18 protein-coding genes are annotated in these 21,292 nt (G+C 65.8%); 5 read left to right on the forward strand and 13 right to left on the reverse strand.

Annotation, left to right across the window (positions count from 1 at the left end; translation table 11 throughout):
* Nucleotides 1–970, forward strand: a 970-nt coding sequence (locus AC56LV_RS07660; protein WP_499556795.1) for an electron transfer flavoprotein-ubiquinone oxidoreductase, incomplete at its 5' end; no start/stop codon positions are given.
* A gap of 132 nt (nucleotides 971–1,102) precedes the next feature.
* Nucleotides 1,103–1,456: a hypothetical protein gene (locus tag AC56LV_RS07665; RefSeq protein WP_499556796.1), complete on the forward strand. Its 354-nt coding sequence runs from the start codon at nucleotides 1,103–1,105 to the stop codon at nucleotides 1,454–1,456.
* 59 nt (nucleotides 1,457–1,515) lie between these two features.
* Here AC56LV_RS07665 and AC56LV_RS07670 read toward each other — a convergent pair whose 3' ends face one another.
* The gene (locus AC56LV_RS07670) at nucleotides 1,516–2,364 is read right to left on the reverse strand and encodes a transporter substrate-binding domain-containing protein (RefSeq protein ID WP_499556797.1); all 849 of its coding nucleotides are present in this window, start codon (nucleotides 2,362–2,364) and stop codon (nucleotides 1,516–1,518) included.
* Between the two features lie 73 nt (nucleotides 2,365–2,437).
* Entirely contained in the window at nucleotides 2,438–3,547 is a 1,110-nt protein-coding gene (locus AC56LV_RS07675; protein ID WP_499556798.1) for a Gfo/Idh/MocA family protein, read from the reverse strand.
* Nucleotides 3,548–3,673: 126 nt separating this feature from the next.
* Between AC56LV_RS07675 and AC56LV_RS07680 the strand changes: the two genes are divergently transcribed.
* A complete protein-coding gene (locus tag AC56LV_RS07680) occupies nucleotides 3,674–4,657 on the forward strand; it encodes an SMP-30/gluconolactonase/LRE family protein (protein WP_499556799.1) in 984 nt (327 codons plus the stop codon).
* Nucleotides 4,658–4,663: 6 nt separating this feature from the next.
* Here AC56LV_RS07680 and AC56LV_RS07685 read toward each other — a convergent pair whose 3' ends face one another.
* The 5 genes from AC56LV_RS07685 to AC56LV_RS07705 all read right to left on the reverse strand — a co-directional run bounded on the left by AC56LV_RS07685 (nucleotide 4,664) and on the right by AC56LV_RS07705 (nucleotide 7,328).
* Nucleotides 4,664–5,068: a hypothetical protein gene (locus tag AC56LV_RS07685; protein WP_183553116.1), complete on the reverse strand. Its 405-nt coding sequence runs from the start codon at nucleotides 5,066–5,068 to the stop codon at nucleotides 4,664–4,666.
* Nucleotides 5,069–5,171: 103 nt separating this feature from the next.
* On the reverse strand, nucleotides 5,172–5,633 hold the full coding sequence (locus AC56LV_RS07690) for a metallophosphoesterase family protein (RefSeq protein WP_499557975.1): 462 nt from the start codon (nucleotides 5,631–5,633) through the stop codon (nucleotides 5,172–5,174).
* A gap of 6 nt (nucleotides 5,634–5,639) precedes the next feature.
* Nucleotides 5,640–5,930 (reverse strand): DUF378 domain-containing protein, encoded by a 291-nt coding sequence (locus tag AC56LV_RS07695; protein WP_499502785.1) that lies wholly within the window; start codon nucleotides 5,928–5,930, stop codon nucleotides 5,640–5,642.
* Nucleotides 5,931–6,074: 144 nt separating this feature from the next.
* Nucleotides 6,075–6,692 (reverse strand): YcbK family protein, encoded by a 618-nt coding sequence (locus AC56LV_RS07700; protein ID WP_332533731.1) that lies wholly within the window; start codon nucleotides 6,690–6,692, stop codon nucleotides 6,075–6,077.
* 111 nt (nucleotides 6,693–6,803) lie between these two features.
* Nucleotides 6,804–7,328 (reverse strand): GNAT family N-acetyltransferase, encoded by a 525-nt coding sequence (locus tag AC56LV_RS07705; protein WP_499556800.1) that lies wholly within the window; start codon nucleotides 7,326–7,328, stop codon nucleotides 6,804–6,806.
* 221 nt (nucleotides 7,329–7,549) lie between these two features.
* On the opposite strand from AC56LV_RS07705, the gene AC56LV_RS07710 reads away from it, so the two are divergent.
* Nucleotides 7,550–8,569, forward strand: coding sequence for a sulfate ABC transporter substrate-binding protein (locus AC56LV_RS07710; protein ID WP_499556801.1), 1,020 nt, complete (start codon nucleotides 7,550–7,552; stop codon nucleotides 8,567–8,569).
* Between the two features lie 61 nt (nucleotides 8,570–8,630).
* On the opposite strand, the gene AC56LV_RS07715 is transcribed toward AC56LV_RS07710, so the two are convergent.
* Nucleotides 8,631–9,599: an IS1595 family transposase gene (locus AC56LV_RS07715; protein WP_499556802.1), complete on the reverse strand. Its 969-nt coding sequence runs from the start codon at nucleotides 9,597–9,599 to the stop codon at nucleotides 8,631–8,633.
* Nucleotides 9,600–9,934: 335 nt separating this feature from the next.
* Between AC56LV_RS07715 and AC56LV_RS07720 the strand changes: the two genes are divergently transcribed.
* On the forward strand, nucleotides 9,935–10,906 hold the full coding sequence (locus AC56LV_RS07720) for a serine hydrolase (RefSeq protein WP_499556803.1): 972 nt from the start codon (nucleotides 9,935–9,937) through the stop codon (nucleotides 10,904–10,906).
* Between the two features lie 49 nt (nucleotides 10,907–10,955).
* Here AC56LV_RS07720 and AC56LV_RS07725 read toward each other — a convergent pair whose 3' ends face one another.
* The 5 genes from AC56LV_RS07725 to recC all read right to left on the reverse strand — a co-directional run bounded on the left by AC56LV_RS07725 (nucleotide 10,956) and on the right by recC (nucleotide 21,234).
* Nucleotides 10,956–11,483, reverse strand: coding sequence for a GNAT family N-acetyltransferase (locus tag AC56LV_RS07725; RefSeq protein WP_499556804.1), 528 nt, complete (start codon nucleotides 11,481–11,483; stop codon nucleotides 10,956–10,958).
* A gap of 38 nt (nucleotides 11,484–11,521) precedes the next feature.
* Entirely contained in the window at nucleotides 11,522–12,184 is a 663-nt protein-coding gene (locus tag AC56LV_RS07730) for a thiol:disulfide interchange protein DsbA/DsbL (protein WP_499556805.1), read from the reverse strand.
* 89 nt (nucleotides 12,185–12,273) lie between these two features.
* Nucleotides 12,274–14,199: an exodeoxyribonuclease V subunit alpha gene (gene recD / locus AC56LV_RS07735; RefSeq protein WP_499556806.1), complete on the reverse strand. Its 1,926-nt coding sequence runs from the start codon at nucleotides 14,197–14,199 to the stop codon at nucleotides 12,274–12,276.
* Entirely contained in the window at nucleotides 14,186–17,836 is a 3,651-nt protein-coding gene (gene recB / locus AC56LV_RS07740; RefSeq protein WP_499556807.1) for an exodeoxyribonuclease V subunit beta, read from the reverse strand. Before recB ends, recD begins: the two co-directional genes overlap by 14 nt.
* Nucleotides 17,833–21,234, reverse strand: a complete 3,402-nt coding sequence (gene recC / locus AC56LV_RS07745; protein WP_499556808.1) for an exodeoxyribonuclease V subunit gamma — start codon at nucleotides 21,232–21,234, stop codon at nucleotides 17,833–17,835. Before recC ends, recB begins: the two co-directional genes overlap by 4 nt.
* Nucleotides 21,235–21,292: the final 58 nt, after the last annotated feature.

The following is a 21,292-nucleotide window of genomic DNA, read 5'->3' on the forward strand; positions in this document are numbered from 1 at the left end:
GCACCAGCCGGGCCTGGTGATCCACACGGCCGGCTGGCCACTGCCGAACGACACGTATGGTGGCTCGTTCCTGTACCACCTGGAAAACAACCAGGTCGCGGTCGGCTATGTCGTCGGGCTGTCGTACCAGAATCCGTACCTGTCGCCATACGAAGAATTCCAGCGCTATAAAACGCACCCGGCCATTCGCGGCTTCTTCGAAGGCGGCAAGCGCATCTCATATGGCGCCCGTTCGATCACTGCAGGGGGGTTGCAATCCTTGCCAAAGACCGTATTCCCGGGCGGCGCGCTGATCGGCTGCGATGCAGGCTTTTTGAACACCAGCCGCATCAAGGGCAGCCACGGCGCGATCAAGACCGGCATGCTGGCAGCCGAAGCGGCGTTTGCTGCGCTGGGTGAAGGCCGCACAAGCGACGAGCTCACCAGCTTCCCTGCGGCGTTCGAAAAATCGTGGCTGCACGAAGAGCTGCACGTGGCACGCAACTTCAAGCCGTGGATGAGCAAGGGCCTGGTGCTGGGCACGATCATGACGGGCATCGACCAGATCGTCTTCCGCGGCAAGGCGCCCTGGACGCTGCACCACAAGCACGCCGACCATGAATGCCTCAAGCCCGCCTCGCACTTCAAGCCGATCGTCTATCCAAAGCCGGATGGCAAGCTGACCTTCGACAAGCTGTCGTCGGTGTTCATCTCGAACACCAATCACCGCGAAGACGAACCGATCCACCTGACGCTCAAAAATCCGAGCGTGCCAGTCGACGTCAACCTGGCCAAGTACGCCGGGCCTGAGCAGCGTTACTGTCCGGCCGGGGTCTACGAGTACGTCAAGCGCGAAGACGGGGGCGACCGCCTGCAGATCAATGCCCAGAACTGCGTGCACTGCAAGACCTGTGATATCAAGGACCCGACCCAGAACATTGTCTGGGTGACGCCGGAAGGCGGCGGCGGTCCGAACTATCCGAACATGTGATCGCGCGGGCCTTCCGCTTTTACTGCTGACTTTGTAAGAATCATCCTGCAAGATCGCCGCCAATCTGCTGATTGGCGGTCGACGCGAACGGCGTAGCATGGGTCGCTCCTACACCAGTGGCAGGAGGCAGCGATGGGTGATTCCACACGCAGCAATGACCAATCATCGGGGCGCTCAAACCCCGGCATGCAGCAGAACAGCAATCTGCAAGGCGGCAAGCAGGATATTGCTGGTAACAAGCAATCCACCGGGCAACAAGGTGGCCGCACGCAGGACGGCAAGCAGCATGACACCGGCAGCCGGCAAGGCACCGGTGCCCAACAGCAGAACCAGCAACATGGTGGCCAGCATGCATCAGGCGGCACCCCGGCGCTGGATGACCTGAACGCCGACCGCGCCAGCCGCGACCAGGGTTCGCCGGGCAGCGGGTCCCGGCAGATGGACCAGCAGAGCGACTGGCAAGGCAAGCAGGACAAACAACGCTGACGTGGCACTGTCCACACAAAAGCGCGGCGCCATGACTGGGCCGCGCTTTTTTTGCGCCGTCAGGATGGCGGCATGCTGCTGGCGTCCTGACCGAACCACTTGAGCGACAGCGCGCGCAGCGTGCCATCCGAGCGCGCCTCGCGCAGCGCCTTGTCGATCGCCAGTCTGAACGCCGAACGGCCCTTGCGCAGGGCGATGCCGACAGGTTTTAGCGCGCCGATGCGGGCGCCGGCCTTCAGTGGCAGCTGTGTCTTGCGGATCAGGTAATGCACCAGCAGGCTATCGTCGAGCAAGGCGTCGATGCGGCCAAAGGCCAGGTCCTGCAGATTCTCGGGGATGGCCGGATAGCGCTTGATTCCGATGCCCTGGATCGCCCTGGCCTGCTGCTCGAACACGCTGTTCTGGCGCACGCCCAGTGTGCGACCCTTGAGGTCTTCGAGCGTGCTGTAGGTGGCGCGCTCATTCTTGCGCACGATCAGCTGGGATTGCGAATAGCAATATGGCGCGGAAAAGTCGAACGCTTTCGCGCGCTGTGGCGTGATGATGACCTGGCTGATGGCCACATCCACCCTGCCCGCTCGCACCGCCGGCAGGATCGCGCTCCATTCGGTCAGCACGAATTGCGGCGCGAGGCCCATGCGCGCAGCGACCTCGCGCGCCACATCGACGTCATGGCCGGTCAGTTGCCCGCTCGCCGGGTCGGTGAAATTAAAAGGCGGATAGGTGCCCTCGAGCGCGATGCGCAGGGTGCCCCGTGGGCCGGGTGGGTTTGCCTGGCCTGCCTGGCCTGCCTGGTCTGCCAGGCCCGCCGCGCCCGCCGGTGGCGTGCATAGTGCGGCTGACGCCGGCAGCGCCAGCAACTGTCCCAGCACCCGGCGCCGCCTTCCGTTCGCGATCCCTTCAGCCATCCCCTTGCCCCCGCACGGTCAAAGATACGTTATAACCGAAATGCAGCAGGCTGGGCCAGAAGCATTGCGAGGGTCAGGACTGCACGACGATCCGCTTCTGTTCGCGCGCCGAGCGGTACACGGCCTCGATGATGCGGATGTCGCGCAGGCCTTCTTCGCCAGGCACGAGCGGCTCGCGGTTCTGCATGACGCACTGCGCCATGTGGTCGAGCTGGCCAACCCACTGGTTCGCATACGGTCCGGGTGGGGGTTTGACCTCGGTTTTGTCGCTGCGTTCCTGGCCCACCCACATGCGCTGGCCGCTGTAGGCAGTGGCCGGTTCCAGTTCGATGCGACCCTTGTCGCCCATCAGCACGAACTGGTTGCGGTTCGCGCTGTACATCGACATGCACGAGCCGATCGCGCCGGACGGGAACTCGAGCTGGAAGTCGATCATGTCTTCCACTTCACGGAAACGCGGGTCGCTGCGATTGGTGGTTTCTTTGGCAAACACCGCCACCGGCTCTTCGCCGGTCATGTAGCGCGCCGCCTGCAGCGCATAGATGCCGATGTCCATCAGCGAGCCGCCGCCCGACTGCGCCTTCTTCATGCGCCAGGTGTTCGCGTCGCCGGCGACAAAGCCATGCTCGGAGCGGAAGTAGCGGATATTGCCGATCGCGCCCGCGCGCGCCAGGCGAATGGCCTCGACATTGTGCGGCTCGAAGCGCGAGCGGTAGCCGATCATCAGCTTCTTGCCCGCCTTGCGGCAGGCGGCAATCATCTGTTCGCACTCGGCTGGATTGATGGCCATCGGCTTTTCGCACATGACGTGCTTGCCGGCCTGCGCGGCCCGGATCGTGTACTCAGCGTGCATGAACACGGGCAGGCAGATATACACGATGTCGATGTCGGGGTTGTCACGGATGCGGTCGAAATCGCTGTACGAATAGATGCCGCGCTCTGGCACGCCGTATTCCTGCGCTACCTTCCTTGCCTTGGCGGGGTCGCCGCTGACGAGCGCCACGAGGCGGCTATGCTGGCAATTCTGGAACTGAGGGATGATGCGGCCCAGGCCATAGCCGCCCAGGCCCACGATGGCATAGCCGAGCTTGCGGCCGGTGCTGGCCCAGCCCGGGTTCACTGCGCTTGCCGCCAGGACGCCACCTGCAGCCATCACCAGGCCGCGCCGTTGTAAATCGATCATGCTTGTCTCCTCCAATAAGATTGCGGGAATGTTATCGTCTTGTGGAGAGAAGGATACAATTGATTCATCTGAAATGATAGCGGTATCACCGCCCTCATCTACCGTTCACTTTGCCAGGAGTTGCCCATGTCCGTGTCCCCCCGTCGTGCTACTTGTCCCGCTACCCCCCGTGTTCCGCTTGTTCGCCTGATGCTTGCTGCCAGCGTTGCCGCTATCCTCTCGAGCGCAGCATGGGCCGCGCCAGCCGCCAGTTGCAGCGGCAAGGCCCCGTCGGGCGAGCTGAAAGCCGAGCGCATCGCTGCGATCACGCCATCGCGGGGCGAACCGGGCTTGTATGAGGGGGCGGTATGGACGAATGGCGCGCTGTATTTTTCGGACTTCAGCTTCAGCCAGGGTTTTCCGTCACGCGTGCGCAAGTACACGCCGGGCGGTGACGTCACGACAGCGATCGAGGATGCGGGCAGCAACGGCCTGGCGGTCGACGCCGCAGGGAAACTGGTCGCGGCCACCCACAAGTACAAGGCGCTGTCGCGCTACGACATGGTGGACGGCAAGCGCACGACTGTCGCCTCACAGTTCCAGGGCCAGGTCTTCAATTCACCAAACGATATCGCCATCGCGGCCGATGGCACGATCTACTTCACGGATCCGGATTACCAGAAAGCCGCGGCGCCCGGCGGCCAGCCGGCGACCGGCATCTATCGCGTAGGGACGGATGGCGCGGTGACGCTGGTCGATGGCTCGCGCAAGAATCCGAACGGGATTGCCCTGTCACTCGACGGCAAGACACTGTATGTAAATGCGAGCGATGGCGCGGTGCGTGCCTACCCGATCAAGAATGGCGTGCCACAGGCCGGGCGCGACCTGATCAAGGGCATCGAGAACGGCGACGGCATGACGCTCGACTGCCACGGCAACCTGTATGTGACGGAACATGCGCCCAAGCGGGTGCGGGTGTTTTCGCCGCAGGGCCGCGAACTGGCGACGATCCGGGTCGACGCCAATGTCACCAACGTCGCGTTCGGCGGTACTGACGGCAAGACGCTGTACATCACGGGCGCCGGCGCCGTCTGGCAATTGCCGCTGGAGGTCACGGGACTGCCCTACTGAAGCGGCTTACCAGCTCGGACGCGAACCTGGCCCGAAGTTATGGCCCGTGACGAGCGTGGTGCTCTGCACGAGCGTCGACAAGCCCAGGATCAGCTGGACGAGCTTATCGTCCGGCAGCACCCAGATCTGGCCGCGCGGCTGCTCGGCGCCGGTGGCGGCCATGATCAGGGGCGCGATCCAGGCGGCATCGCTGTCGACGTCGAGCAGGATGGCGTCAGCCGTCGTCTGCATGTGCACGAGGCCACCTTCGGCCAGCGCGAAGCAGATGCCGACGCCTGTTTCCTGCGGCGTGATCAGTTCCTGCATGGCGGCGTTGTGCTCGTCGATCCAGAGCTCGACGTCTTGCGGCGTCTCGAGCGCATTCCAGGGGCGGGGTTTGAAGCGGGGTGGTTGTTCTGGCGGGAGGGTCATGTGCTGCAAGCAAATGGGGACGGGGCGTATCTTACGGCAATTTCCATCGCCGCGGGCCAGGTCCACGCTTGCCGGGGTCATGCTTACCAGGGTCACGCTTACATCATGGGATCTCGAGCGTCACGAGCCGCACGCTTGCCTGCCCATTGTCGATGATGAGTTCGCCGACCGACACAGGCAGCGTAAACCGGCGCCGCCCAGCCGCTCCAGGATTCACATACAACACGCCACTACGCTCGACGCAGGCCGGCTTGTGCGTGTGCCCGGTGACGACAACGCGCACGCCGCTTGCCACCGGGTCGATGGCAAGCTCCTTCAGGTCGTGCAGCATGTGGATGGCGACGCCCCCGTAGGTGACGGTGACGGTTTCAGGCAATGCCCGGGCCCAGGCGCCGCTGTCGTTATTGCCGCGCACGCTCGTGAGCGGTGCGATCTCGGCCAGGCGCTCGAGCGTGGCCGGATCAACGATGTCGCCCGCATGCAGGATGGCATCGCTACCCTGCAGGAAGCCGAGCGCCTGCGGACGCAGCAGGCCGTGCGTATCGGAGATCAGGCCAATGCGAATGACCACTTATGGGCGCTTGCTGCCGGCCATCTTGGCCATCGTGACAACCGAGTACAACGCCGCCAGGCCAACGAGCACGTAGACAACACGGGTGAGCGTCGAGCCCGGCGCGAACAGCACGCCGACCATGTCGATGTCGAACAGACCGACCATGCCCCAGTTCAGGCCACCAATAATCAACAGCACCATCGCAATGTAATCCAGTGCAGACATGGCGGAGCGGCCATGCGTACGCGCCGTCACGCGGCGATCGGGAATCGAACGGCGATCCATGGTTGGGGTATTGATTGTTGACATCAGAGCCTCCTGGAAAAGTGACGTGGACACCACCGGGGCGGCGCCCCGGCACTTGCTGTCCATACTAGCCCAGGTTAGCAAACAGGCACACACCGTTGCAGCGCGTGCACACCGCTGCCCCGTCACGGGGCTGCGGCCGCGAACTCAGCCTTTCCAGGTACGCGCCAGGCCCGTATCGGCGTGAATCCAGCCGCCGCGCGGACCGCTGCGGTAGTAGTAGCCGACGCCGCCGCCGCGGAAGCTCTTGATCAGGCCGCCAAGCACTTCTTCATTCAGGTTGGCGATCCGGATATCGGCCGCCTTGCCGACCAGGTGCAGCGACTGGCGAGCCGCCGGGATGCCCTGCTCGCGCAGGCGTGCATTCGATGCCGGCGAACGGTAGCCCGACAAAATCTCGAGCGGCTTGATGATGCCGAAACGGGCGATGAAGGCCTGGGTGCTCCACAGCATTTCGAACAGTTTCGGATCGATGGGTGCGGACGCCTTGCCGTTCACGTCGCGCAGCAGATGGCATAGTTCCTGGTACGCCGACTCGATGACTTCGCCGTCTTTCCAGTACAGCACGTTGGCCGTCTCGCCGCTTTGCGGGCGCGTGACCGACAAGGTACGCGGCTTGACCCAGAAATCGAGGTCGAGCGCCTGCGAATCGAACAGGTCGGGTGGCGGTTGAAGGTCAGTTGCGGCGGCGGCCAGCGGCGCGCCGATGACACCGATGGCGGCAAGGCGCGCGCCCTGATGGAGGAAGTCTCTGCGGGAAGCCATATATGCGTTGGTCTAACTCGTGAATATCGATGGGCCGTACTATAGCGTACTCGTCATGGATAGCGCTGGGTCGCGTGCTGCGGGCGTGCAGCGCGCGCGTTGCTCGACCGCTCAGTCGCTGCAGTTGCAGAAGCGCTTGCGCGCGCTGCCTTCGCCGGCACCGTCGAGGCGCTTCCACATCAGGTCGCTATCGAGGCCGAAACAGGATTTTTCCTTGCCTGCATTGCTGTAGCCGTGGCGCTCGAAGAACGCACTCGCGCCAGCGGGGCTGTGCAGATGCAGCTTGCTGATGTTCCAGGCACGCGCCTGCTCTTCGACCGCCGCCAGCAGCGCCCGGCCCACGCCGCAGCGCAGCGCATCGGGCAGCACGTAGCACAGCGCCACCTTGCCGGCCGGGGTCAACAGAGTCAATCCGACCATCCGCCCTTCACTCTCGGCAACGACGGCAAAATTGGCGGGCGCAGCAAACCAGGCCGCAACGGTGGCCGGCGTCTTGTTGCCGAGCCAGGCGTCGAGTAATGCCGGCTGGCCATGGTGGTCGGCACGGCAGCCTTCCTCGATGGAGCGGCGCAGCAGATTGCAGGCTGGCGCGGCGTCGGAGGGAAGCGCCTTGCGGATTTCAATACGCGTGGACATCGATCATCAACATAAATACGGTACAAAGACGTGAGGTGGCGACAGTTGGCGCCCCCGGCTTAACACGGGCTCGACTATACACTGAAAGCCAACGACCCTGCTGGCGGCAGGGACAAGCGCATGATGGGCATAACCATATGACGAAAGTATTGTTCCGTTTGACGACGGCATCGGGGAACATGCACGCTGTCACTCCAACTTCAAGCAAGCGAGACTACATTATGCGCATCACCCCTCCGAACAAGCTGCGCCGCTCGATCCTGGCGCTGGTCCTGGCTGCCGGCAGCGCCGTGCCGCTGCACGCCAGCGCCGCCGGGCCAGAGCTGCTGAACGTGTCGTATGACGTCGCCCGTGAATTGTACAAAGAAATCAACCCGGCGTTCATCGCATCCTACAAGCAGCAAAGTGGCCAGACGGTCGAAGTCAAGCAGTCGCACGGCGGCTCGAGCAAGCAGGCGCGCGCCGTGGCCGATGGCCTGGCGGCGTCGGTCGTCACGATGAACCAGGCCAATGACATCGACATGCTGGCCGACCGCGGCCTGGTAGCAAAAGACTGGGCCAAGAAGTTCCCGAACAATGCGGCGCCCTACTACTCGACCATGGTGTTCCTGGTCCGCAAGGGCAACCCGAAGCGGGTAGCCGACTGGCAAGACCTGGCGCGTCCCGGCGTGGCCGTGATCATCCCGAATCCGAAGACCGCCGGCAACGGCCGCTACACCTACCTGGGCGCGTGGGGTTCCGTGATCAAGAAAGGCGGCAACGAAGCCGCTGCCCGCGACCTGGTCTCGAAGATCTTCAAGAACGTGCCGATCCTGGACGGCGGCGGCCGCGCCGCGACCACCACCTTCACCCAGCGCCAGATCGGCGATGTGCTCGTGACGTTCGAAAACGAAGTGAGCATGGTGCGCAAGGAATTCGGCAACGACTTCGAAGTCGTCTACCCGACCAGCTCGATCCTGGCCGAGTCGCCGGTGGCCGTCGTCGACAAGGTCGTCGATCGCCAGAAGCTGCGCCAGCCGGCGACGGCTTACCTGAACTTCCTGTACAGCCCGGTGGGTCAGGAAATCGGCGCCAGGCACTTCATGCGCGTTCGCTCGGAAGCCGTCATGAAGAAGTACGCGGCCAACTACAAGCCGATCAGCCTGTTCACGGTCGATGAAGTCTTTGGCGGCTGGCGCGCAGCGCAAAAGCGCCACTTTGACGATGGCGGCGAGTTCGACAAGATCTATACCGCGAAGTAATCCGTAGCACCTTCCAGCAGCCCTGCCACGCGCAGGGCTGTTTGCATTGGCGCAGTCAACTTTATCTGTTGATGACGCCGATTGCGATGCATAGCAATTGTTCTGGGGAACATACCCGGTCACCGTCCAAAGCCCAGCGCCAGCCCAGATAATTGCGCAGGTAGCGTGAGGCCACGCCGCGAAAACCCAGCAGCCAGGCTTTGAAGCGCCCGTGATACGCGTTCACGTTCTGAACGTGAATGGCACGACTGCCCAGGTGCCGGGTGCGTACGCCGGCACGGAGATTGACGGCCTCATGCGCAATCCTGTGCTTGCGTGCAAAGGCCCGGTAGGCGGCATGGCTGTCGGTCACCAGCAGCGCCTGCGGATCGAGCCGCGGTTGCAAGTCGCGTTCGAGGTGCGCAACCGTCAAGGCTCCCCGGCCAGTGACGGCATCGATGGTGTTGCCGTTGCGGTCGCGCGCGACCAAGATGCAATCCAGATGCCGCGAAATACCACGCTTGGCAGCGCGGCCACCCCGCCGGCGCGGTGGCCGGTCGAGCGTGCGCGATCCTTTTTGCGATTCGAGCAGGAAGGTCTCGTCGGCCTCGACGATGCCATTCAGGGATACCGGCCGGTCAAGCTTGACCCAGTCGAGGAAGCGATGCCGCCATCGGAAGGCGGTATTGCGGTGCACGCCCACGCGATCTGCCGCCTTGCGCACGGACAGTGAGTCAAGCAATACCTGCGAATACGCGAGCCATTTACCCTTGAGCCTGAGCCTCGCCAGCGGCGTGCCGCTCAGGTCGTTGAATGTACGGCCGCAAGCACAGCAGCGAAAACGCTGCAGATCGTTGGCGAAGCCGTGCCGGTGGCATCTTTGGTTACCACAACGGGGACAACACCGGCCCGGGCCTCTGGCCTCAGCGATCAGTGCCACTACCTGATCGAGCCCGGCTGCGGGATGCAGGGCGTCGAGCACTTGCCGACGCTGCAGCCCGTTTAGTGAAGGCAACCTGGCGAACCAGTTCTTGAAACGTGGCGATTTCATCAACGACTCCTGACGCTGGGGACAGGGGTTGGACCATGCGACCGCTCATCAGTTCATGGCTCGGCTCTATTTAACGTTGATTGCGCCTTTGCATTTTCGACACGGCGAGCACGTCAGTCGACATTTCCATGCGACATTCCCTATTAATAATATGCACCTGCAATGCCCTATTTCGATAGAAAATTGGGTTTAGACAGGGGAATTTTCTGCGCACCATAGACATGCGTGGCAGATGGATGCTATCTTGCCTGCCTTCTAGTTGCTCTAGAAACAGATGTTGATCCGCGCCGCCCGGTGCCCAGCTCCATCAACCTCAACCCAGATTCCAGACAGACATGATCAAACACCTGTTCGCCACGGCCCTGATGACGTTGTCGGCCGCGGCATTCGCTGTGCCGTTCGGCTCACAGTCCGTGCTCGTCGTTGAAAACGACACCGGCAAAATCCTCCTTGAAAAAAATGCTGACACCGTCGTCCCGATTGCATCGCTGACCAAGCTGATGACGGCCATGGTCGTGCTCGACGCCAAGCTCGACATGAACGAGCAGATCGAGATCGACCGCGACGACGTCGACCGCGTCAAGTTCAGCAGCTCGCGCGTGCCGGTCGGCGCCAGCATCTCGCGCAGCGACGTGCTGCACCTGGCGCTGATGTCCTCGGACAACCGCGCTGCCGCCGCGCTGGCCCGTACCTACCCGGGCGGTAACGAAGCCTTCAAGGCGGCCGTGCGCCGCAAGATCCGCGCGCTGGGCATGACCCAGACCACGATCGAAGAGCCGACAGGCCTGTCGCCGCAGAACCGCTCCACCGCAGGCGATCTGGTCAAGATGGCCGTCGCCTCGGTGCGATACCCGGACATCGTGCGCATGACCACCGAGACCAGGGAAACGATCGACATCAACGGCCGCGGCGTTGAATACCACAACACCAATCGCCTCGTCGGCGCCAAGGGCTGGGACATCGGCCTGTCGAAGACCGGCTACACGAACGAAGCGGGCCGTTGCCTGATCATGAACATCACGGCAGCCGGCAAGAAGGCAACGCTCGTGCTGCTGAACGCCGGCGCCTCATCGGCGCGCGTGCTCGACGCACTGAACATCCGCCGTTTCATGACCGGCGACGCCGCGCCTGTGGCCCGTGTTGCGCGCGCTGCACGCGCCGCCACCGGCGGTCCGCGCATCAAGGCCAGCGCCGGCAGTGTGAAAGCCAAGGCAAAAGCACGCACAAAGGTCGTCAAGTCAAAGATCCAGGCGACCAAGAACCGTAAGGTCGCGAAGGTCAAGACGACGCGCAAGCGCCGCGACTGAACAAGTCTTTCATACGATCAAGGGGCCGCAAGGCCCCTTTTTCTTGCCTTCACCGTTTGACGAGTGACAGCATGTGGGCGTCCACCCACTTGTGTCCCAGTTTCAGCCGCTTGCGCGCGATGCCTTCGTCGAACGCCCCGGCCTTGCGGGCGGCGTTCAGACTCGCGTCGTTACCGACGGCCACCACGACTTCGAGACGCTGCACCTCCAGTTCCGTCCAGGCGTAATCGGCGAGCGCGCGGATGGCTGCCGACGCTGCGCCCTTGCGCTGCCACGATTGGCGCACCCAGTAACCAAGGTTGCAGAATCCATGCATTGCGTTCATCTGGTTCAGGCCACAGCCGCCGACGAACATGCCGGATGCGCGGTCGAAGATAGCGAACTCGAAGCACGTCGCATCGGTCCGACCCTTCTCGCAGGTCGCGATCCAGGCAAGGGCATCGTTCATTGAAAACTGCGCCGTCGCCCAGGGCATCCACGGCGCGAGCGTCGGTGTCGATTCGACGATGGCCGCAACCAGTGCCGGCGCATCGCCAGGAGCATAAGGGCGGAGGACGAAATCGGTGGAAAACAGCATGGTCGCCCCTGTCTATTGCACATCCGGTCCGGCATGTTTTACCGGGTTGCAGCTGCCTTTACCACGAGCGCGTCCATCACCTGCCCGGTCGCCGCCATGACGTCAGCGGCATCCTGGATCCTGTTCGCCTGCTGCACCTGCGATGGCGACACGACATACGTGCCATCGATGACAATGGTCGGGGTACCAGTGACCTTGTAGGCGTCGACAATCTGGCTCAGACGTTTGAGCCGGGTCTGCACGCCGAACGAGTTCCACGTGTCGGCAAACGCCGCCTTGTCGAGTCCATTCTCGCCGGCCCACGCGATGATGTCGGCGTCCTTCATCAGGCGCTTTCGCTCGACGTGCACGGCATTGAAGACGCGCCCGTGATACGCATCGAGCTTGCCCATCGCCTCGAGCGTCAGGAACAGGCGCGCTTCCGGATCGGCCGGGCCCTGGAACGGCAACGGCACGCGGCGCAGCGCGATCCGGTCGCCCTGCTGCTTGACCCAGTTCTTCAGCGTCGGCTCGAAGGCATTGCAGGCGCCGCAGTGATACGCGAAGAATTCGATGACCTCGACCTTCTTGCCCTCGGCCTGGGTTGGCTGCGGCGTGGCCAGCGTCGTGAAGTCCGCGCCATCGCGCGGCGCGCTTGGCGACGCGTTGGCAAGGCCGGCCACCAGGGCGGCAGCGATGAGGGCAAGTCGCAGGGCGCGCATATCGATCCTTTTCAGTATGAAGCAAACATTCTAGCGAACTGCGACGCCGTCAAATGCACGCATTCTCACGGCGTCGCAAGGGTGAAAGCTTACGCCACCAGGTCGCGCAAGCCACTCGTACGGTGCGTGCGGCTGGCAATCGCTTCCTGCAGCACGTCGCCGCCCGGCGTCACGAGCGTAAACACTTCGCTGGCGCGCGTGATGCCCGTGTAGACCAGCTCGCGCGTGAGCACTGCATTGCGCTCGCGCGGCAGCGCCAGCACCGTGTGGCGAAACTCCGAACCCTGCGACTTGTGCACGGTCATCGCGAACGCCGTTTCGACATTGCGCAGGCGCGTGGCCAGCACGCTGCGCACGGCGTCGCCTTCGAGGAAATAGACGCGCAGAGCGCCGGCGCGCGCCGGATCGGGCAGCGTGACGCCGATATCGCCGTTGAACACGCGCGTCGAGTAATCGTTGCGCGTGACCATGACCGGCCGGCCGACATACCACTCGGCGCCATGGCGCAGCAAGTGACTCGCTGCGAGCCGCTTTTCGATGGCCTCGTTCAGGCCCGCCACGCCCCACTCGCCATCGCGCACCGCGCACAGGATGCGGAAGGTCTCGAAGCTGAGCAGGATCCGGCGCACCCAGTCTTCGTGCTCGCCGCTGGCGCCGTCGCGCAGCAGCTGCAGGTACGGCGCATACCCGGCATGCGCCAGCTGCAGGAGCTGGGCGGGCTGCGCATGTTCGAGCCAGCGCACGCTCTCGTCACCGGCCCGCAGGACCTGTTCGGCGCGCGCGGTGTCGCCACCATTGACCGCCAGCGCCAGCTGGCCGATCGGTCCGCCGAAGCGGCGGCTGTAGCGCAGCATCACGGTTTGCTGGGCCAGTGCGCCGCCGTCGCCGCGATAGATGTCCGGGATGATCTCGCCGCTCGCGGCCTCGATGTAGGCTATCGTCGCCGCGCTGTAGTGGCCTTCGTGCGCCGCATGGCACAGGTCACCCAGCACCGCGCCCGCCTCCACCGACGCCAGCTGGTCCTTGTCACCCAGCAGAATCAGCGTCGCGCCCGCGGGCAGCGCATCAAGCAGGCTGGCCATCATCTCCAGGTGCACCATCGATGCCTCGTCGACGATCAGCACATCGACGTCGAGCGGATTGCCGCGATGGTGCGCGAATGCGCGCGTGTCGGGGCGCGCGCCGAGCAGGCTGTGGAGCGTGCGCGCCGCGCCCATGCGCGCCGTCAGCTCGCGCAGCGGCAGGTCGCCGCCGACGCGGTCCGCCAGTTCATTCAGGGCCTTGTCGATCGATTGCTTCAGGCGCGCCGCCGCCTTGCCCGTCGGTGCGGCCAGCGCGACGCGCTGGCGCCCGGCTTCCGGCGCTGTCGCGAACAGCAGGGCCAGCAGGCGCGCCACCGTATAAGTCTTGCCGGTGCCGGGACCACCCGTGATGATTGCCACCGAACTGCGCAGCGCCACCGCGCAGGCGAGCTTTTGCCAGTCCGGCCCCTGCGCGCCAGGCTGCGCCACAAACAGCTTGTCGAGCCAGCTGCGCACGAGCTTTGTGTCCACCGGATGCGTGGCCGCCGCGCGCTCGCGTACGGCCTGCGCCACCAGTGTCTCGTCGCGCCAGTAACGCCGCAGGTACAGGCGCTGGCCATCGAGCACCAGCGGCTGGTCGAGATCGAATTCGCCCCGGATCCAGACCTGCTGGCAGTGCGCCAGCAGCTTGCTCCACCCCGCCACGCCACGGGGCAGCGGCGCGGCCGCCTGCGCCAGCTGGCGCCATGCGTCGTCGCTCCAGCCCAGCAACAGCGCCGGCCCGGCCGCCAGATCGTCCAGCTGCAGGCAGCTGTGGCCATGGCCTTCGAGCTCGGACAGCACCGCCGCCGCCAGGATCAGCGCCGGCGGCGCGTCGCCCAGTTGCGCAATGAAGCGCGCGAACGCGCCCGACAGGCGGCGCAGCTCGCCCGCTTCGGTCAGCGCACCGATCTCGCGCCACAAACCTTCGATATCGGCATCAAGCTTCGCCATGTGCATCCTTGTCCAGCAAGCGTTCCAGTCCATCCAGCAGCTCGAGGTCGGGCGCCAGTACCCAGCAGCCACGCGTGACGGGGTTGGCGATCCCGCGCAGGAACATGAAGACGGCGCCGCCCAGCTGGTATTCGGGCTCGTAGGCGTCGCCCAAGCGCGCGCGCAGCAGGCGGTGCAGGGCCAGCAGGTAGATGCTGCCCTGGATCTCGTAGCGGTGTTCGGCCATCCCGGCGGTCATGGCTGCCTGGCTGTACGACGCATCGCCCGGCCCCAGCGCATTGGACTTGTAGTCCAGCACCCAGTAGCGGCCTTCGTGCTCGAACACCAGGTCGGCGAAGCCCTTGAGCATGCCGTGCAACACACGCTCGGGCAGCACCGGCCGCTCGAGCCCGCCCAGCAGATGCGTGCGGCACAGCGCATCCAGGCGCTGCAGGTCGAGGTGCTCGCTCGGGAACCAGAACTCCATCTCGGGCAGCACGCCGTGCAGGTCACGCAGGCGCGCATTCAGTGGCGGCAACGGTGTATCGACGATCTCGCGCAGCCAGGCCAGCGCATCGGCGAGGCGGTGGCCCCAGCCCGCACGCTCGATATGCTGCACCAGGCGCGCCTCGCAGTTCGGGTCGTCCAGGCAACCGAAGCCTTCGCGCGCCAGCCATTCGAGCCGCTCGTGCATGAAGTTGCCCGGCACCGAGCCGCGCGGAAAGCGGTGCCACGGCGCGTCTTCGATGCGGGGCGGCGTGGCCGCCTGCGGCACGTCCTCCATCAGCGTCTGGTCCTGCGAGCGCATCGGCGTGGGCGGCGCGATCGCATGGCGCGTGAGTGACGTGAACGAGCCGACCGACCAGTCGCGCTCGAACTCGGCGCGGTAGCGCGGCGCATCGAGCAGGTCCGGGCGGATATCCTGGCGCGACAGCATCGTCACCGCGTCCGGTTCGGCCAACGCGTGCAGCGAGATGCCGTCAGCGCTGCCCGCCACGACATCGAAGTGCCCGCGCAGTGCCTCGGCAGCTATTCGCTCGCCCCCGGCCAGCAGATAGCCAAGGGCCGACTCGTGCAGCTTGTTCTCGCCCTTGCGCGTGCCGGAGACGGCCGCCGCGCCGAGCCACAGGAAGTGGCGCGCGCGCGTCAGCGCGACGTACAGCAGGCGCAGGTCTTCCTCGATGCGCGCGCGGTCGACCGCCGCCAGCGCGTCGTCGGTCAGGGCCAGGTCGAGGTGGCGCGTGCCGGCATCGTCCACGTACTCGAAGAATGCGCGGTTGCGGCGGTTGGTCGCGCGCGCCGTCACGGCAAACGGCAGGTACACCAGCGGGTACTCCAGGCCTTTCGACTTGTGCACGGTGACGACCTTGACCAGTTCGGCGTCGCTCTCCAGGCGCAGCACGCGCTCGTCGCCGCTCGACCCCAGCCCGTCGATCTGTTCGGCGAACCAGCGGATCAGGGCCTGTTCGCCTTCGAGCTGGCTGCTGGCTTCCTGCAGCAGTTCGGCCAGGTGCAGCAGATTGGTCAGGCGCCGCTCGCCGCCCGGTTCGCGCAGCAGGCGCGCCGGCAAGCCCAGTTCGTGGATGAAGCGGCGCAGCATCGCCAGCACGCCCTGGCGCTGCCAGCTGCCGTGCAGGGCCTTGAGTTGCTCGACGCGCGCTTCCCAGACCATCTCGTCGTGCGAGAACTGCGCCAGTTCGGCCAGCCCCAGGCCCGCGGTGGCGGTGGCAAACGCCGCCCGCGCCAGCGCGCCATCGAGCGGATTGGCTACCGCGTACAGCCAGCGCAGCACGTCGGCCGCTTCGTCGCTTTCGACGACCGAATCCTTGTCGGACAGGTAGACGCTGGCCACTTTGCGCCGCATCAGCGCGCGCCGGATGGCGCCGGCTTCGCGCCGGTCGCGCACGAGGATCGCGACATCGGCCGGCATCAGGCGCGTAAGCGTGGAACCTGCGCCAGCGTCGTCGTCTTCGAAGCCCACGCGCGCATCGTTGAGCAGCCCGACAATGTGTTCGGCGCAGTGATGGGCAAACACATCGCGGTAGTCGTCGGCCTTCAGGTCGGCGCGGTCCACGATGTTCACGGACAGCGCGCCGGTGTCAGTGCCGAGACCCACGAGATGGCGGCGATGGCCCTGCGCCTTGACCGCGTCGAACGGCAGCGGGTTGTCCTCGCCACGCCGGAACCGGAACGCGGCGCCCGGATGCGCGCCCTCGGCATGCAGGAACAGGCCGTTGACGGCGCTCACGAGCGGCGCGGTCGAGCGGTAATTGGTGTCGAGCTGATAGTGGCGCCCCGCCGTCGCGCGGCGCGCGGCCAGGTAGCTGTGGATGTCGGCGCCGCGAAAGCCGTAGATCGACTGCTTCGGGTCGCCGATCAAGAACAACCCATGCTCTGCGTCGTTTGCTTCGACCCGGTACAGCAGGTCGAAGATGCGGTACTGGTCGGGCGACGTGTCCTGGAATTCATCGACCAGCGCCACCGGATACTGGCCCACGATGCGCGCGCGCAGTGCGGCGCCGTTCTCACCTTCGAGCGCAACCTTCAGGCGTTCGAGCATGTCGGCAAAGCCGAACTGGCGGTTGCGCCGCTTGAGCTCCTGCATGCGCGCGCCGATATGGCCGGCGGCGTGACGCAGCAGCGCGTGGGCGATCGGGTCGAGCGCGGCCAGGCTGGCCTGCAGCGCGGCGGTGGCGTCGAAACAGTCCGGCACCTCGGTCGAAAAGTCCTTGCTGAACGCGTCGGCGATGCCGTCCGGCGTCAGGCGGCGCCACGCCGTGTCGGTCAGGTCCGGCATGTGGCGCGCCGGGTCCGTGGCCCACGCGCGCAGCGCCTCGAACCATTTGACGAGCGAGTCGGCGCGCAGTTTGTTGCCGTTGAAGCACTTGGGCTGGCGCTCGCGGTGGCCCGCGATCCAGCGCTCCATCTCGTGGGCGCGCTCGAACCAGCCATCCTTCAGGCGCATCAGCTCTTCGCGCTGCGCCTTGGCCAGCCGCGCGACCAGTTGCTTCAGTGGTTCGGTCGCGAGCGCGCCGAGCAAGGCGTCGCGCCGCACCAGCTCGCGCACGCTCGTCTTGAGCGCCTCGACATCGCGCCAGCTGTCCATCACGATCGCCAGCGACTCGGCGCCCAGCGGATAGACCTGCTGGCGCCAGTAGTCGTGCGCGGCGTCTTCGAACAGTTCGCGTTCGTCGCTGACCAGTTCTTCGTCGAACAGGCTGCCGCTGTCGAATGCGTGCTCGCGCAGCATGCGCTGGCACCAGGCGTCGATCGTGAAGATCGCCGCTTCGTCCATCGTTTCGGCGGCCATGAACAGGCGGTGCCCGGCGATCTGGCGCTCGCTGCCTGCCGTGTAGCTGGCGGCCAGCTCGTGCAGGTACGGGTCGGCGATGTCCAGCTCCCCGCGGAAGTAGCTCGCTGCCTGCACCAGCCGCTCGCGCACGCGGTTGGCCAGTTCGCGCGTGGCGGCGCGCGTGAACGTCATCACCAGGATCTCGGATGGCAGCAGCGGACGCATGAACCCATCCTGCCCGCCATGCCCCAGCACCAGGCGCACGTACAGCGCGGCGATGGTCCAGGTCTTGCCGGTACCGGCCGACGCTTCGATCAGGCGCGAGCCATGCAGCGGGAAATCCACCGGTTCAAGTTTGGTGCTCATGTGGACGACTCCTGCAACGGCTTGATCTTGACGCAGTCCTGCATCCAGCGTGCCAGCGGTCCATACAGTTCCTCGGCCAGGTCGGGCCAGCCGCCGGCATTCTTCAACGCGTCGAAGTCCGGCCACAGGCGCGCCAGGCACAGGTCATCGACCTCGCCGCGCAGCTCGAAGCCGCCGTCGTAGGTCGCGCGCGGATCGCCCTGCGCCAGGTGACTCAGGGCCGTCTTGCATGCCACCGGCAGCGGGCTGTCCAGATTGGCCCGCCACAGGCGCACCAGATCGCGCAGCGTCTCCAGCGCCGCCTCCTGCGCCAGCGGCGCCATTTCGAGCACGGCGTCACGCGCCACCAGATAACCCGTCACCGGATTGCCGGCAGCGGCAGCCGCCAGCTGGCGCAGCCACGGTGCGATCAGTTTGTCGCCGCGTGGATTGCCGGCCCGGTCCAGCACCTTCGACGAGATCTGCATCAGCCACGCACTGCCTTCGCCGCTGGAGCGCAGGCGGTCGATCCAGTCGTCCAGATGGATATCACCCAGCAGCAGGCTGACAGCGAATTTCGGCGCCGCTTGCGGGAAGCGCAAGCCCAGGCGCAGCCACTCGGTGCGCACGGGCGCCAGGCTCTCCACCAGCTGCTCCTGCCACATGCGGCCCATCAGGCCAATCGGCAGCACGCCTTCGCGCGCCAGGCGTTCGGCGCGCACTGCCAGCGTGGCGCGCACGTCGCCAATTGCCTCGGCCTCGCCGCTGTCGTCGAGCAGGTGGTCTTCGATCTGGTAACGCTCCAGCGCATCCAGCCCGAACGGCTCTTCGTCATCGCCGACATGCGCAGCATCGGCAAACACGACGCCCAGCCGGCGACGAAAGAAAAAGCGCGCCGGCTGGCGCAGAAAACTGGCCAGTTCGCCCAGCTTGAGGACAAAGTCGGGCTCCAGCTCGTACGCCGGCAAGGCATCGTCGACGGAGTGCTCATCGGTGCCGTGCGCGGTGCGCCACTCGCCCGCATACGTGAGCAGGCCGCCGCGCTGGAAGTAGCGCCGGCTGAATGGCTGCAGCGGATGCTCGGTCGTGATGTGATCCAGGTCGTTCATGTCCCAGCCGGCCTTCAGGTAGTCGCGCAACTGCGCCACCAGCACCGAGGGCGGCTGCTCGCTGTTGTCGCGCACATTACGCCCGACCCAGCTCACGTAGAACTTGTCGCGCGCGGCCAGCAGGGCTTCGAGCATCAGGTAGCGGTCGTCGTCGCGGCGCGAGCGATCGCCCGGGCGCGCCATGCCGGGCAGTGCCAGCAGGTCGAAGTCGGACGGGCGCGCACGGCGCGGGAAGTCGCCGTCATTCATGCCCAGCAGGCAGACGGCGCGAAACGGCACCGCGCGCATTGGCATCAGGGTGCAGAAGGTCACGCCGCCCGAGACAAACTGGTGATTCAGCGTGGGGGCATCGAGTTCGTTCATCCACGCTTCGCGCAGCACCGCCAGCGGTACCGGTTCGTCAAAGCCTGCCGCCGCGCAGGTTTCGAGCCAGCATTGCAGGCCCTCGCCCAGGTTTGACAGCGTCAGGCGGTCGGCTTCGTCGCCGGCCGCATAAAAGCACGACAGCATCTCGCGCGCCGCCTCGCCCCATTCGGCCGGCCGCAGCGATGCATCGAGCCGGCCGCGCCAGGTGAGCAGGCATTCAACCAGCTGGGCGAGCGAGCCGGCCAGCGCGGCATCGAGGCCACCGACTTCGGCGTACGGCTCGATGTCGCCGAAACTGGCGCCGGCGCCGCTGGCGTAGCCGAGCAGCATGCGGCGCACGCCGAAGATCCAGGCATTCTGCTCGCCCGTCATCCCCAGGCCCAGGCCCGCGCGGTGGTCGTGGTCCAGGCCCCAGCGCACGCCGGCGCCATCGATCCAGCGGCCCAGGATCGGCAGATCCTCGCTCGTCACGCCAAAGCGGCGCGCGACGGCAGGCACGTCGAGCAGGTCGCGCACCTCGCTCTGGCGGCAGCGCTGCTGCGGCAGGCGCAGCAGCCACTCGAGCGAGACCAGCAGCGGATTGACGCTGCGGTCGCGCACGTCGCCGATCTCGAACGGGATGTGGCGCGGGTCGTGCCGCCGGTGCTGGTCGAACACCGCGTGGATCGCGGGCGAGAATGCGTCGATATCCGGAACCATCACCACCACGTCGCGCGGGCGCAGCGTCGGGTCTTGTGCAAACCACGACAGCAACTGGTCGTGCAGCACTTCGATCTCGCGCTGCACGCTGTGCGTGACGTGGAATTCGATCGAGCGGTCATCCAGCATCGGTGGCACGTGCGGGTGCTCGGACAGCGGCACCAGGTCGCGCACTGCGGCCTGGACCTGCGACAGGAGCGTGCCGCCGTCGTCGTCGGTGAACAGGTCGACGCGCAGCGGCGCCGGCTGGCCTTCACCATCTTCGCTCGCTTCGTTCTGCTGGTCGAACTCATCGAGCATGCGCACGAAATCGCGCCCTTGTCTCCCCCAGCTGGCCAGCAGCGGATGGCTGTGGACATGCATTTCCTCGATCGGGATCGTGCCCAGGTCGACGCCCTCGCGCTGCGGCTGGCGGCGGCGCGCCGCCTTGAGCAACTGGCTGCCTTCGATGATGTCGCCCCAGTAGAACTGGCATGGATTCGGCACGGCGAACAGCACCTGCGTGTGGCGCGCCAGCGCCGAGATCGCTTGCAGTGTCTGGTACGGCAGCGTCGACATCCCGAACAGCACCACGCGGCGCGGCAGCCGGCTGGCCGGCGCAACGTCCGCCGCGACGGCGGCGAGGAACTGGTCGTGAATGGTGGCGCGGCCGCTCTCGCGCTGCGTCTCGGGCAGACTCGCGTGCACGGCGCGCCACAGGCAGGCTTGCCAGCGCTGCTCGGGCGCGAGCGGGACCAGGTCGCCACCGGCGCGGCGCAGCACGTCGCGGCCCGCAGCCCAATCGGCCAGCCAGTCGGCGCGGTACACCTGGTACTGGTCGTACAGGTCGGCCACGCGTTCGGCCAGTTGCAGGCGGCGCTCGGCGTCGCCATCGGCGAGAAAGCGCGCCAGTGGCGCATAGCCGTCGTCCTGCAGCAGTGTCGGTAACAGGCGCATCAGGCGCCAGGTGAGCGGGTCCTTGTCGAACGGCGCGCGCTGCGGCACGCGCTCGCGCCCCAGCATGCCCCGGTAGGCTTCCCACATGAAGCGCGCCGGCAGCGCCACGCGGGTGGCGGCGCAGACGCCGTTTTCCTCGGCCAGCGCGATCTTGAGCCACTCGGCCACGCCGTTGGACTGGACCAGAAAAATCTCTTCCTCGAGCGGGCCCAGAGGATGGTTGCGCAGCCAGTCGAAGACGGCGCTGCGCAGCAGCTCCATCTGGTTACCGTGGAGGATCAAGAGACCGGGAGTGATCGGGGCAGACATGCGCTGGGCGTGGGCAATCGGGACCAAAGCATACCGCGTTTGGCCCCCTGGCGGTAGG

This window comes from Telluria sp. RB2R28 (assembly GCF_059685835.1).

Bases quoted from the DNA above. Each gene is read 5' to 3' on its own strand.
- AC56LV_RS07665 (WP_499556796.1), top strand. From the start codon at position 1,103: ATGGGTGATTCCACACGCAGCAATGACCAATCATCGGGGCGCTCAAAC.
- AC56LV_RS07670 (WP_499556797.1), bottom strand. From the start codon at position 2,364: ATGGCTGAAGGGATCGCGAACGGAAGGCGGCGCCGGGTGCTGGGACAG.
- AC56LV_RS07675 (WP_499556798.1), bottom strand. From the start codon at position 3,547: ATGATCGATTTACAACGGCGCGGCCTGGTGATGGCTGCAGGTGGCGTC.
- AC56LV_RS07680 (WP_499556799.1), top strand. From the start codon at position 3,674: ATGTCCGTGTCCCCCCGTCGTGCTACTTGTCCCGCTACCCCCCGTGTT.
- AC56LV_RS07685 (WP_183553116.1), bottom strand. From the start codon at position 5,068: ATGACCCTCCCGCCAGAACAACCACCCCGCTTCAAACCCCGCCCCTGG.
- AC56LV_RS07695 (WP_499502785.1), bottom strand. From the start codon at position 5,930: ATGTCAACAATCAATACCCCAACCATGGATCGCCGTTCGATTCCCGAT.
- AC56LV_RS07700 (WP_332533731.1), bottom strand. From the start codon at position 6,692: ATGGCTTCCCGCAGAGACTTCCTCCATCAGGGCGCGCGCCTTGCCGCC.
- AC56LV_RS07705 (WP_499556800.1), bottom strand. From the start codon at position 7,328: ATGTCCACGCGTATTGAAATCCGCAAGGCGCTTCCCTCCGACGCCGCG.
- AC56LV_RS07710 (WP_499556801.1), top strand. From the start codon at position 7,550: ATGCGCATCACCCCTCCGAACAAGCTGCGCCGCTCGATCCTGGCGCTG.
- AC56LV_RS07715 (WP_499556802.1), bottom strand. From the start codon at position 9,599: ATGAAATCGCCACGTTTCAAGAACTGGTTCGCCAGGTTGCCTTCACTA.
- AC56LV_RS07720 (WP_499556803.1), top strand. From the start codon at position 9,935: ATGATCAAACACCTGTTCGCCACGGCCCTGATGACGTTGTCGGCCGCG.
- AC56LV_RS07725 (WP_499556804.1), bottom strand. From the start codon at position 11,483: ATGCTGTTTTCCACCGATTTCGTCCTCCGCCCTTATGCTCCTGGCGAT.
- AC56LV_RS07730 (WP_499556805.1), bottom strand. From the start codon at position 12,184: ATGCGCGCCCTGCGACTTGCCCTCATCGCTGCCGCCCTGGTGGCCGGC.
- recD (WP_499556806.1), bottom strand. From the start codon at position 14,199: ATGGCGAAGCTTGATGCCGATATCGAAGGTTTGTGGCGCGAGATCGGT.
- recB (WP_499556807.1), bottom strand. From the start codon at position 17,836: ATGAGCACCAAACTTGAACCGGTGGATTTCCCGCTGCATGGCTCGCGC.
- recC (WP_499556808.1), bottom strand. From the start codon at position 21,234: ATGTCTGCCCCGATCACTCCCGGTCTCTTGATCCTCCACGGTAACCAG.